At 71.5% G+C, this 12,317-nt stretch carries 12 protein-coding genes; 5 read left to right on the top strand and 7 right to left on the bottom strand.

From position 1 onward, the window contains the following. Window positions 1-329: 329 nt before the first annotated feature. The 4 genes from ACYVDO_RS14340 to ACYVDO_RS14325 form a co-directional block, all read right to left on the bottom strand. The gene (locus ACYVDO_RS14340; RefSeq protein WP_460937040.1) at window positions 330-899 is read right to left on the bottom strand and encodes a DUF5067 domain-containing protein; all 570 of its coding nucleotides are present in this window, start codon (window positions 897-899) and stop codon (window positions 330-332) included. Between the two features lie 399 nt (window positions 900-1,298). Continuing rightward, window positions 1,299-1,628, bottom strand: coding sequence for a spore germination protein GerW family protein (locus ACYVDO_RS14335; RefSeq protein ID WP_460937039.1), 330 nt, complete (start codon window positions 1,626-1,628; stop codon window positions 1,299-1,301). Window positions 1,629-1,752: 124 nt separating this feature from the next. Continuing rightward, window positions 1,753-2,667, bottom strand: coding sequence for an RNA polymerase sigma-70 factor (locus tag ACYVDO_RS14330; protein WP_460937231.1), 915 nt, complete (start codon window positions 2,665-2,667; stop codon window positions 1,753-1,755). 80 nt (window positions 2,668-2,747) lie between these two features. Continuing rightward, on the bottom strand, window positions 2,748-3,710 hold the full coding sequence (locus ACYVDO_RS14325) for an NAD-dependent epimerase/dehydratase family protein (protein ID WP_460937037.1): 963 nt from the start codon (window positions 3,708-3,710) through the stop codon (window positions 2,748-2,750). A 220-nt stretch (window positions 3,711-3,930) separates the two neighbouring features. Between ACYVDO_RS14325 and ACYVDO_RS14320 the strand changes: the two genes are divergently transcribed. The 5 genes from ACYVDO_RS14320 to ACYVDO_RS14300 all read left to right on the top strand — a co-directional run bounded on the left by ACYVDO_RS14320 (window position 3,931) and on the right by ACYVDO_RS14300 (window position 10,375). Continuing rightward, on the top strand, window positions 3,931-4,212 hold the full coding sequence (locus tag ACYVDO_RS14320; RefSeq protein ID WP_460937035.1) for a hypothetical protein: 282 nt from the start codon (window positions 3,931-3,933) through the stop codon (window positions 4,210-4,212). A 251-nt stretch (window positions 4,213-4,463) separates the two neighbouring features. Next, window positions 4,464-6,632, top strand: a complete 2,169-nt coding sequence (locus ACYVDO_RS14315) for an MMPL family transporter (RefSeq protein ID WP_460937033.1) — start codon at window positions 4,464-4,466, stop codon at window positions 6,630-6,632. A 202-nt stretch (window positions 6,633-6,834) separates the two neighbouring features. Next, on the top strand, window positions 6,835-7,431 hold the full coding sequence (locus ACYVDO_RS14310; RefSeq protein ID WP_460937031.1) for a DUF6318 family protein: 597 nt from the start codon (window positions 6,835-6,837) through the stop codon (window positions 7,429-7,431). 20 nt (window positions 7,432-7,451) lie between these two features. Further along, the gene (locus tag ACYVDO_RS14305; RefSeq protein ID WP_460937029.1) at window positions 7,452-8,336 is read left to right on the top strand and encodes a hypothetical protein; all 885 of its coding nucleotides are present in this window, start codon (window positions 7,452-7,454) and stop codon (window positions 8,334-8,336) included. 275 nt (window positions 8,337-8,611) lie between these two features. Then, a complete protein-coding gene (locus tag ACYVDO_RS14300) occupies window positions 8,612-10,375 on the top strand; it encodes an HNH endonuclease signature motif containing protein (protein WP_460937027.1) in 1,764 nt (587 codons plus the stop codon). A gap of 186 nt (window positions 10,376-10,561) precedes the next feature. Here ACYVDO_RS14300 and ACYVDO_RS14295 read toward each other — a convergent pair whose 3' ends face one another. The 3 genes from ACYVDO_RS14295 to ACYVDO_RS14285 form a co-directional block, all read right to left on the bottom strand. Continuing rightward, window positions 10,562-10,759 (bottom strand): hypothetical protein, encoded by a 198-nt coding sequence (locus ACYVDO_RS14295; RefSeq protein WP_460937025.1) that lies wholly within the window; start codon window positions 10,757-10,759, stop codon window positions 10,562-10,564. A gap of 33 nt (window positions 10,760-10,792) precedes the next feature. Next, window positions 10,793-11,155 (bottom strand): hypothetical protein, encoded by a 363-nt coding sequence (locus ACYVDO_RS14290; RefSeq protein ID WP_460937023.1) that lies wholly within the window; start codon window positions 11,153-11,155, stop codon window positions 10,793-10,795. Window positions 11,156-11,227: 72 nt separating this feature from the next. Then, on the bottom strand, window positions 11,228-12,310 hold the full coding sequence (locus ACYVDO_RS14285; protein ID WP_460937021.1) for a hypothetical protein: 1,083 nt from the start codon (window positions 12,308-12,310) through the stop codon (window positions 11,228-11,230). Window positions 12,311-12,317 lie beyond the last annotated feature (7 nt).

The following is a 12,317-nucleotide window of genomic DNA, read 5'->3' as shown; positions in this document are numbered from 1 at the left end:
CTGCCGTGCTGAGTCTGCCAGCCGAGATCTGGGCCGGTGGAGTGCGGAACCATGGTCGGTCGGATTACCGGTGCGCGCCGTCACCGCCGACCTATGCTCGATGAATGACCGTGCTGGGGACGAAGATTCACGTCCCTGTCCCACGGCGTGACATAGGGCCCGACAGGTGGCCGCTGCTATCGCACCGGCCGCAAGTAGAACGAGCTAACGGGACGGAACCGGTGAGCCGGAGTCGGTATGCCGCGCTGCATACCCACGCGGCATACCGACGGCCTCTCGGCGCTCGATGTCCTCAAAGCGCGTCGGTTGGGCGCAGCCGTAAGTGACCGCTACTTCAGCGGGTATGAAACGCGCCCGATTTCCGACATGCCAAGGTCGTTCGAAGCGACGAGTTCCACGGGTGTCTTCAGGTCGTCCAGTTCATAGGCGATCGCGCTCTCAACGGTGCCGCCCTTCTTGATCGACTCCATCTGCGTGTCCAAGAATTTGTCATCCGGGAGAGAGCCGACATTGAGTTGGTTCTCCGCATTCGGGTTGTTGTCCTGGTACGCCGAGATGTTTGTGATGAACGCCATCGGGTCGGTCTTCTGACCGCTCACGTTGGTGATCTTGTACCAAAAGGCGAGTACAGGCTTGCTGCCATACTCGTTCCCCTTCTTGCCCACCGGGATGATCTTGTGGGTGGTGATCTCGATGCGCAGGTCCGGAGTGGTGAGAACCCCATCCTTGAAGGACGCACGCTTGTCCTGAGAGGAGCTAGTTGCGCTCGCTGACGGTGCGGAACTGGACGTACCCGTCTTGGCGCTCGCGGAACCGGTGCCTGCCGCCTTAGCACCGCATCCGGTCAGCGCCAGAGCGAGCGAGACGGCCCCTGCAGACACCACAAACGACTTCTTCATGCGACTCCTCCTACTTTCCGCCCGCCCTCCAGCAGGCCACTCCCCGCCACACTGCGGGGCTATCCGTTAATCCGCGAGACGTTAGTCAACGACGGCCCGATGTTTGGACGCTGACGGATTGCCACGCAACAAACGACCACAGAAGTCCCGAAAACGTGACCAAAAGGACTACATGGGTCGGCCCAGAACCAGGGCAGGAACTACTGGATCAACGCCACCACGCGTTGCCGGTGTGCACTGAAGGACCGGAGCAAGAGGGGAGGGGGAGCGAGTTGCACTTGCTCACTCTGATGCGCGGCGGGACCGCGATCGGTCAGGAGCGGAGGGACGAGACGTGGCCTCCGAGCGCACTGGCTCCGCGCCATCCTGAGCGGCCAAGCCGCAGCCCGCGGTGTGGTGTCAGCGGCGACGGCGGAGGATCGAGCGGATGGCCAGCACGAGCACCAGCGCGAACACCTGACCGCCGATCGCGATCTTGGTGACGTCGACGGCCGGCTGCCAGGAGACCTTGCCCTCCTTCACCACGAAGACGCCGAGGCCCTTGGCGTCGAGGCCGGCCCCGCCCCCAGTTCCTTCCTCGCCCTCCCGACCACCGCTCCCCGCACCGGCGCCCCCACGCACGCGTGCGACCGGCACGAGCATGACCCCGTCCTGGGAGATGGGCTCCCCGAACACCCGCTTGGGCGTCAGGTCATCCGTGATCCTTGACAGCAGCTGTTCCACATCCATGTGGCGACGCTAGGCACGGCCAAGGACCGTCGGACGGGGCCTTGGTCCCGGTTCCACACCCTCGGAGCGAGCGGGGTGGGCAGGCCGCCCGCGCTAAGGCGCCGACGCGTGCGCCCTACCTCGCTCAGTCGCCGGGGCGGGCGCCGCCGAGCTGGCGGATGAGCGCGTTGGCGTCGCCGACCGGACCGAGGTGCGCGAGCTTGTCGGGATTGACGACTGCTCGCACACCGGCGACCCGGCCGTCGACCACCTCGAGCGCCCACACGGCATACAGCCGGCCGCCGACGAGGAACAGGGCACCCGGGTCTCCGTTGACCTCGGTCGGCCGGATCTCGATGTCCGGCAGGCGAACCAGTGCGCGCAGCCAGTTGGTGAGCGTGTGGGCGACCCGCGACCGGCCCTGCTGCGAACGCGCCAACGACGGTGCCTTGCCGCCACCATCGCCGACGAGCACCACGTCGTGCGCGAGCAGCGACTCGAGCCCGGCCAGGTCACCGGTCCGCGCGGCGGCGAAGAAGCGTTGGGCCAGCTCGTCCCGTTGCTCGGCCGTGGTCGTGAACCGCGGCCGGCGCTCCTCGACGTGCCGGCGGGCGCGGACGGCGAGCTGGCGCACGTTCGCCTCGGTCTTGCCGACGATGTCGGTGATCTCGCCGTACCCGTAGCCGAACACGTCGTGCAGCAGCAGCACTGCCCGCTGCTCGGGGGAGAGGCTCTCGAGCACGACCAGCAGCGCCAGCGACAGCGAGTCGGCGGTCACCGCCTGCTCGGCCGGGTCCTCTCGGCCGTCGGTGATCACCGGCTCGGGCAGCCACTCGCCGACGTACCGCTCGCGCCGCACCCGAGCCGACCGCAGCTCGTCCATCGCCAGCCGCGTCGTCACGGTCGCCGTGAACGCCCGCGGTGACGCGATCTGCTCACCGGACTCCAGCGACCGGTGCACCCGCAGCAGCGCCTCCTGCACGACGTCCTCGGCCTCGGTGACGCTGCCGAGCATCCGGTACGCGATGCCGAAGGCCACCGGCCGCAGCTCTCCGAGCAACGCCTCGTGGCCGGCCGTCTCGTGCCCGCCCGGGTCAGGTGCCGGTCCCGCTGGACCGGCACCCGCGGAACGCCTCTCGGTCACGCGGCGCCCGCCCGGGTCGACTCGCGCGTCACCAGGTCGCGGAAGCCGTCGCGCCACGTCGCGTGCGCCGGCGCCCAGCCGAGCTCGGACTTCGCCTTCGCGTTCGAGGCGCCACGCAGCTCGGTCATCATCACGACCCCAGTCTCGCCCGCGACCAGCCGCGCGAGCCACACCGGCACGCGCAGCGGCTTCTTCGCGCCGAGCACCTCCGCCAGGTACGGCAGCCAGGTCCCCACCGCCGCCGGCTCGTCGTCGACGACGTTGTAGACGCCCGGTGCCCCGCGCTCGACCGCCGCCACGGTCGCCTCGGCCGCGTCGGCGATGTGGATGAACGACCACACGCCGGCACCGTCGCCGACCATCGGCATCTTGCGCTGCTGCACGGCCAGCGTCTGCTCGCCACCCACGCCGAGCGAGGTGTGCGGGCCGTAGAACCCGCCGTACCGCAGCACGATTCCCTCGGTCCAGGTAGCCGTTGCGACCGCCGACTCGACGTGCTTGATGGCGCCAACCGTCTCGGACATCCCGGGCGGGGGAGTGGCGCCGAACGAGTCGTCCTCGGACTTCACCATCGAGCCCGTCCGGTCGTACCCGGCGAAGAAGCTCTGCGCCACGAACCGCTTCACCCCGACCGCCTGGCCGGCCGACAGCAGGTGGTCGGTGCCCTCGGTCCGCAGCCGGTTGGTCTGCGCGAACCCGCGGTCGAAGTGCCGGAAGTCCATCGGCCCGATCGCGGTCAGCTGGTGCACGATCACCTCCGGCTGCGCCGTCGCCACTGCGGCCGCCACCTGCTCCGCGGAGAGCGCGTCGGCCACCACGGGCACAGCGCCCATCTCGCGCAGCATCCCCTGCTTGCCCTCGCTGCGCGTCATGGCGTGCACCTCGTGCCCCGCCTGGACCAGCCGCGGCACCAGCTGCCGCCCCATGGCCCCGGTCGCTCCTGCCACGAACACCCTCATCGTCCACTCCTTCGTCGCTCTTCGGTCCTACACCCCTTCCAGACGAGACAGCCCCACCGCCTGTGACACCCCGCCGTTGGGGGATCTCGAGCGATCTCCACGCGAGCGGCGCCAAGGCCGGGCCCGGCCACCCCGGGAGGTGAGCTCTGCGGCATACGGCGCACACGGCATCCATCGAGTGACGGAGGCGCACCGCGACGGCGAGGGTGACCATGTCGACATGGCTGCGGCGCAGGAGCGCATCGACGCGCGGACGACGTGGGTGACCTGGGAGGGGCCGCCGTTCGTCGACCCGACGAGCGGTCGCAAGGGCGCGTTCGTCGACGAGTGCCTCGCGCTCAACGAGGCCGAGCTGATCGAGCTGTGCAGCTACTGGGAGTGGCGGACCGAGCAGGTCACCGACGAGATCGACGTGTGGTGGTGCTGGACCGTCGTGCGGTTCGGCCGGCGGTTGCTGGACATGCGCCGCGGCCACATCCGCTACCCGAGGCTTCCCTCCTGACGTATGCCGGGTGGGCGCCCGCGCGGGGCCGGGCCGGGAGGCAACGCGGCATACCGAGGACGTCGGGAGGATGCCGGCCGGACCACCAGGGGCATCGCGGACATACCGGTCGGGGTCGTCCCTGAACGGACCCTGAACAACCCCGGACATCACCGGAAACCCGTTGTGGCATCGCACGGCCGGTCCTTACCGTCGAGGGCGAAGGGGCGCCGTGCAGGGTGCGCAACCGTCCACGGTGGGAGGCACGAGACATGAGTGAGACACGGATCGGTGACGTCGGGCGACTGGCCTGGTTCCCGTCCTCGAAGGTGACGAAGTGGTTCGTCGTGGGGTTCTGGCTGCTGGTGCTGGCCGCGGCGTTCAGCCCGGCCGGCAAGCTGCAGGGCGTCCTCAACAACGAGGCGGTCGCCTGGCTGCCGAAGGACGCGCAGTCGACCCAGGTCGTGCAGCAGATCGCGGCGTTCCAGAGCAAGAACGAGTTCCCGGCGGTGATCGTCTACGAGCGCCCGGCGGGCATCACCCCGGCCGACCTGCAGGCGGTCAGCGCGCAGGTGCAGAAGTTCAACGCGCTCGAGCCCGTCAAGAAGGACAGCGTCGGGCCGATCCCCGCCAAGGACGGCAAGGCGCTGCAGGTCATCGTCCCGGTCGACGCCGGCGACGCCGGGTGGGACTCCCTCGGCGCGACGGTCGACGACCTGCGCGCGATCGCGAAGGAGCGACCGGGCGGCCTGTCCATGCAGGTCACCGGACCGGTCGGGTATGCCGCGGACTCGTCCGCCGCGTTCTCCGGCATCGACGGCAAGCTGCTCTACTCGGCCATGGCCGTCGTCATCGTCATCCTGCTGCTGACCTACCGCAGCCCCATCCTGTGGCTCATCCCGGTCGTGTCAGCGGGTACCGCGCTGTTCGTGGCGCAGGCCGTCATCTACTTCCTGGCCAAGGGCGACACGCTCACCGTCAACGCGCAGAGCTCCGGCATCCTCACGGTCATCGTGTTCGGCGCGGGCACCGACTACGCCCTGCTGCTCGTCGCGCGCTACCGCGAGGAGCTGCGACGGCACGAGGACCGGCACGAGGCGATGGCGTTCGCGCTGCACCGCGCCGGCCCGGCGATCCTCGCCTCGGGGGCGACCGTCATCGCCGGCATGCTCTGCCTGCTCGTCGCCACGATGAACTCGACCAAGGGCCTCGGGCCGGTCACGGCCATCGGGGTCGGCGTCGGGTTGTTGGTGATGCTGACCCTGCTGCCGGCGCTGCTCGTCGTCTGCGGCCGCTGGATCTTCTGGCCAGTGCGGCCGACGTATGGCTCGGCCGACCACACCCGTGACGGCGTCTGGGCCCGGGTCGGCCGTCGCATCGCCCGCGCCCCGCGCCGCACGTGGGTCGTCACCTCGCTGCTGCTGGCGGTGGCGTCGCTCGGCGTCCTGCAGCTCAACGCGGTCGGCCTCAAGAACGCGGACTCCTACTACGGCAAGCCCGAGTCGGTGGTGGGGGAGCAGACCCTCGCCCGGCACTTCCCGGCCGGTGCGGGGTCGCCGGTCATGGTGCTGGCCAACGCGGCTCAGGCGGGCGCGGTGAAGTCCACGCTCGAGGGCGTCCAGGGCGTCTCGACCGTGACCGACCCCGTGACCAAGGGCGGGCGGTCGCTGATTCAGGCGACGCTCACCGACGCCCCCGACTCCGACGCGGCGACGAAGACGGTCGACCGGGTGCGCGCGGCCATCGCCGCGGTGCCGGGCGCTGACGCCATCGCCGGTGGGGACACCGCCACCCGGGCCGACACGTTGCGGGCGGCGGCCGACGACAACGTGCGGATCATCCCGCTGATCCTCGGCGTGGTGCTGCTGATCCTGGTGCTGCTGCTGCGCGCGGTGACGGCTCCGCTGGTCCTGATCGGGACGGTGGTCCTGTCCTACGGCGCGGCGATGGGGTTGTCCTCGTTGATCTTCCGGCACGTGCTGGGCTTCGCCGGGGCGGACTCGTCGCTGCCGCTGTTCGTCTTCGTGTTCCTCGTCGCGCTCGGCATCGACTACAACATCTTCCTCATGACCCGCGTCCACGAGGAGTCCAAGGAGATCGGCACGCGGCGCGGTGCGCTCGTGGGCCTGGCCGCGACGGGTGGCGTGATCACGTCGGCCGGGCTGGTGCTGGCGGGGACGTTCGCGGTGCTCGGGACGCTGCCGGTGGTGACCTTCGCAGAGATCGGGATCGCGGTCGCCCTGGGAGTGCTGCTCGACACGCTGGTCGTCCGGTCGGTGCTGGTGACGGCGCTCAACCTCGACCTGCGCGGCCGGATGTGGTGGCCGAGCAACCTGTGGCGCCGTGACCGGGAGCTCGATGCGGCCCCGCTGCCGGACGAGGGCGAGGCGAGTGGCGGGGGCGTGGTGGCACCGGAGGGGGTGCCGCAGCCGGCCCGCTGAGCCGAGCGCGCGTCGACGGATGGTGAGGTATGCCGCGGGGCTGGGCCCCGCGGCATACCTGCGCCGCACGCTCGCCGGCCTGCGCGCCCGCGCGCGTGCTCTCGCCAGTGGCGCCTGTGGACGAAGGATGACCGCTTGGGTGCTTTTGCGTAGACTCGCGGCCATTCGGTGCGGGGTTCGGCGCCAGGAGGGGAGTCGTCCGGTGGAGGCACGACGCGGGTATGCCGCGGGGCTGGGTGTGCTCGCGCTCGCGGTGGGCGCGTGTACGGCGAGCGGCGAGGAGCCGGCCAAGACGTCCTCGTCGACGGTCTCGACATCGCCGTCGAGCTCGTCGACGACCAGCACGACGCCGTCGAGCACGACCTCTCCGTCCAAGGCCACCGTGGACCCTGCGGACCTGCCACCGGAGGCGAGGAAGCGAAGCCCCGAGGGTGCCGCCGCCTTCGTGAAGTACTACGTGGAACAGACCAACCGCGCGAGCCGGACCGCCGACCCGTCGATCTTGCCGCCCCTCGCGGACTCGGGCTGCAAGTCGTGCGCGGCGATCCAGGACGCAGTCGAGCGGCTGCAGACCCAAGGGCGTCACTACTCGTCCGACCCAGTCGGGAGCGTCAGAACAGATCCATTGCCGGGGGGCGCAAACGGGCAACAGTTGGTGCGCCTGCGGATGGAGCAGCAGGGCGCGAAGATCGTTGACAGCTCTGGGAAAGTCGTCGACGCAGACAAGACCATGACCGTGGCGCGCACGGCCAGCGTAGTTTGGCGGGGGAGCACATGGATCGTCTACGGCATCGCCTAGCTGGTGCTCTCATCCTCGTCATGGTCACCGGGTGGGCGGCCTCCAGCGGCGCCCAGGCTGATGACGGCGACGGAATCTGGGGCGGCTCCGCCACGACGCAGGACTCGCTGCGGGTGAACTACCACGACCGCAAGGAGATGCAGCAGGTCAAGGCGGAAGCGGCCGCGGCGAAGGTCGAGGCGGCCCAGGCGAAGGTGCACTTCGAGTACGCCTCGGTCGCGAACTGCCCCGGGAACCGACCCGACTCGCCCACCCGCAGCGACTTCTGCGACGCCGCCGCGCTGGCCTGCCAGGGCAACACCCCCGAGCAGGGGCTCGGCCCCAGCGTGCGGATGTTCCGGCGTGAGGTGGGCGGTGACGGCGTGCCGCGCGGCGGGTGGGAGGACCGGGGTTTCACCTGCCTCCCCGAGGAGGCGCCGAACCCCGTGCGTCCTGCGCTGACGATGCAGATGGTGCTGGCGGCCTTCCACGACACGGCGTTCGCCCGGCCGGAGCTGACCGTCCAGCCGAAGGGCAACGTGACGTTGGTGACCCTTCCGACCTACTTCCAGGTGGCGTGGCCGGCGTCGGGGTTCCAGCCGGGCGAGGTCGACCGACCCAATCCGACGCGGATGGCTGGTTTCCAGGTGGAAATCCGTCCGACCCTGCGCTCGGTGACGTACGTGTACGGGGACGGCACGACGAGCGCGCCGACGACCTCACTGGGCGGCCCGTACCCCTCCGGCGACATCACCCGCGCCTACGACAGGGCCGGGCGCCTGCAGGTGCGCGCCGACGTCACCTACGGCGGTCAGTTCCGCGTCGGCGCAGGGGCCTGGGTGGACATCCCGGCTGAGGTCGTCGTGCGTGGCACCCCGGCACCGCTCGAGGTGAGAACGGCCAAGGCTCGGCTGGTCTCGCAGTAGGAGGGCCTGCCGGCCCAGGGTGGTCCGGGGCGGGCGTCGGCCCCGAGGCATACGGCCGCTCGAGCAGGCCGGCCAGAGCGGGGAACACGCTGTCCGAGGCCCGACCGACGTGGGGTGACCTGGGGCGTGCCGCCCCGCGTGCCGCCCCGCGTGCCGCCCCGCGTGCCGCCCCGCGTGCCGCCCCGCGTGCCGCCCCGCGTGCCGCTCTGATCCGTCGTGCTGCCAACGGTTTCCCGTCACGCCCCATTGTCAGTGGTCGGTCGTAGGGTCCTTCCATGGCGATCGCACCGCAGGACTGGGCCGGCGCGGGAGGACTTCCCGCGAGGCGGCCGGTGCTCCATGCGGTGGCGCGAGCCCTCGACGAGCTCGGGCGCTCCGAGCCCGAGCGCACCTGGGCCCTGGCCGACGGCGAGGTCGGTGAGGCGCTGCGGCTGGTCGGCCGGCTGTCGGCGAGCGCCGATGCGCTGTTGGTGACGTTGATGGCCGAGGCCAAGCAGCGCAGCCTCGGCGCCGGAGACGGCTGGGGCCCCCTGGACTGGGCGCGGGCCCACGCTCCACAGCTGCCGGCCCGGGTGCTGGCCGACGCGGACACAGTCGCGGGCGCCGTGGGTGAGCTGCGCCTGGCCGACGTGGTGGAGGCGACCGCCGTCGTGGTGACCGAGGCGCCCGAGGACGGGGGCGCGGGGGCAGGGCCGGCAGCGGACTGGCTGCCGGTCGGCAAGGCGGCGCAGATCGTGCGGTTCCACCGCTCGGTGCGCGGGCTGGCCGAGGCGGAGCAGCTCGAGGGCGCCACGGCGACGCTGCTCCACGCCGCGCGGGGGCCGCGGGCGATGAGCGAGCAGGACCCGGCGATCGCGGTCCGCCGCACCGGCAACCTGCTGCGACCCGACCGGCTGGTGGAGCGGGATGCCGACGTGGCGCGCGCGCATCGCTCCCTCGTCAAGAGCCCCGGTCCTGTCGGGCTCTCGCGGTACACCATGCTGCTCGACGCCGAGGGCGCCGCCGTCCTCGACTCGGCCGTGGACGCCCTCGCCAAGCCGAGTCGTGATCCCGAGACGGGAGAACGCGATCCGCGCACCCCCGCCTGCCGCCGGGCTGACGCGCTGCTCGACCTGGTACGCCGCGCGGTCGAGGCGCCGGGGGAGCTGCCCCGGGCGTCGAAGGCCACGCTCGTCGTCACGGTGCCCCTGCAGGTGCTCGAGGGAAGGCTCCGCGGCGCAGGCGTGACGACCACCCTCGACCGCCAGGACCTCACCCCCGACACCGTCCGTCGCCTGGCGTGCGACGCCCGGGTCGTGCCGGCCGTGCTCGGCTCTGAGGGCGAGATCCTCGAGCAGGGCCGTTCCGAGCGGCTGTTCACCGCGGGCCAGGTCCGCAACCTGTGGCTGCGCGACAAGGGCTGTACTTTCCCAGGCTGCACCAAGCCGCCGGCCTGGACCGACGCTCACCACCTGGTGCACTGGTTCGACCACGGACCGACGGACGTGGCCAACGCCGCCCTGCTGTGCCGGGCGCACCACACCGTGGTCCACCGGGAGAGGTACGCCGGTTCGGTCGTGCCCGGCGAGCAGGGTGCGCCGAGCGTGCAGTGGTATCTCGTGCCCGGGGCGTACGACGACCAGGTCGAGGCGATGCGTCGGGCGGGCACCCTGCCGCGACCACCCGCAGACTCCGATGACGCCGTGGAGCCGGACGATCCGGGCGGATGCCACACCGGCAGCGGGCTCCACGAGGTCGCAGCGGCCGTCGAGCCCGAGCCGGACGAGCCCATCTCCTGGTACGGCGGAGAATCCAGCGACGACGACCATCCGTGGCACGAGGTGGACTGGGGCGACGGCGGTTCGGACCACGATGACGGATGGAGGCGTCACCGGGAATCCGGCGACGCCCGGCCCGACGACGCCCGGCCCGACGACGCCCGGCAGGACGACGAGCGGCAGGACGACGAGCAGAAGGACGACGACCGGCAGGGCGACATCGGCTCGACGTGGGACCTGCTCGACGGCGAACGGGACGAGCGACCGCCCGGCCGACCATGACCCTGCTCCCCACCCCGCCGGCACCCGGCGGGGCCATCGGCGCGTCCTGAGCCGCCTGGGAAGGCCACCACCAGGGGGCGCGACTCCACGCAGCGTCGGGTGGGCCCGTGAGCGCCGCCGCGACAAGTCCGGATCCTGGGAGCCGCCCCTCGGGACCGCTGCTGTTCCTGCTCCTGAGGCGGCGTCTCAGAGCACCAGGGAGGCGAATGTCTCCTCGAACGCCGACGTCACCCTGAGGGTGGCCAGGATCCGCTCCTGCAGGCCGCCGGCGTCCGGGCCGAGAGACTCCATGGTGGGACGCCGCTCCGTTCCCCGCAGCGCGCCGGTGAGCCGTCGCTGCTCACGGTGGGAGAGCTGCCCGTCGTAAAGGACTGTTTCGAGCACGTCATACATCTCGGCCCCACCCAGGGCATCCGCCTACGCCAGGACGAGCAGCGCGGCATCGAGCCACAGCTCGTCGTCGGGTTCCGATCCCTCGAGCGCGTCCGAGACAGCCATGTAGAGGACCATGTGAGCCTGCCAGGCCGCGGGCACGGCCTCCTCGGCCTCGTCGTACGGCAGGTCCAGGGCGCGGGCAACCAGCCGCTCGGCCCGCGGCGTGTCATCCCGGGCGAGGGCGTCCGCGGCCTTCGAGAGCAGATTGCCCGCGGCCTCCTGACCCGCCCGGGAGAAGGGCGCGAGCGCCCGGTGCTTGAACAGGTCCGCCGAACCCAGCCCGCGATCGGACTCCTGGGCCAGCCATTGGGCGACTCGGCCCTTCACGACATCGTCTTCGTCCACAGCAGCACGCTAGCGCCCAGGCTGCAGGCTCCAGAGGTCCGGAGCTCGCAGCTAGGGCCCCTCGCTCAAGGTTCAGGACGCCGTTGCAGCGTCTTGACGAGCCGCCAGCGACACGGCCTTCCGGGCAGCAGAAGCCACCTGGCGGGGGCGGGGGAGCCAGCGCACTGCCGCCGCGGTGGCCGGGTTCGAGCCGTAGACGAGCAGCGCGAGGAAGACGCCGTACACCGGCAGGTGGCCGACCAGCTCGGTCTGGCCGAACAGCAGCAGCGTCGCGTTGAACGGCACCATCGCCACGAGCACCGCGACCTGCGGCAGCGCGCCCGAGATCACGAGCAGCCCGAACAGCAGCTCGATGCTGCCGGCCACCAGGATGAAGGTGTCGGTGGGCACGTGGATGCCGACGAGCGAGAACACGTTGAGCGCCGGGACGTCCGCGAGGGTCTCGCGGGCCATGGTCGGGTTGGTGAACTTCTCGGTGAACGCCAGGGCGATCAGCGCGGTGCCGACGCCCAGGCGCAGGGCCAGCAGCGCGGCGCGGAGCCGGGTGGGGGAGAGCGACGTCGCACCGTTGCGGTCGGCACCCGCCGGGGCGATGACGAGGAAGGCGGCCACGGCCGCGACGTTGGCGCACTCGAGCAGGGCCATCGGACCGGTGAAGAGCGCCATGATCGGCCCGAGCGACAGGGTGAGGGCTGCGGCCGCCCGCTGCTGGAACCCGGTCACCAGCCACACCCCGAGCCCCGCCTCGAACAGCAGCAGCGCGGTGCCGGCCCCGCCCGACAGGTGCTCACGGTTCACGGGCGGCGTCACGAACGACCCCGAGGCCGCCAGCGCCAGCAGCGTGACGCCGAGGTGGATGCCCAGCAGCCGGGGCACCCACGGCGCCAGCCGGCCGAGGCCGCGCAGCTGTGGCAGCTCGGGCCGGTCCAGCCGCAGGGCGAACCGGCGCCACACCACGGTGACGGCGACCACGGCGAGGGTCAGCCCGAGCGGCAGCGGCCGCAGGAAGAAGCCCCAGTCGGCGGGGGCGGAGTCGACGAACCAGCGCTCGTGGGCGGGCAGGGCGTGGGTGGGCAGGGCATGGGCGGGCAGGGCATGGGTGGGCAGGGCGTGGGCGGGCAGGGCGTGGGCGGGCAGGGCCAGGGCAGCGGACATGCGAAGG

The sequence above is a fragment of the Phycicoccus ginsengisoli genome, from assembly GCF_054779295.1.
The sequence above is the reverse complement of the archived record's forward strand: the minus strand, read 5'-3'. Positions and strand labels throughout refer to the sequence as shown.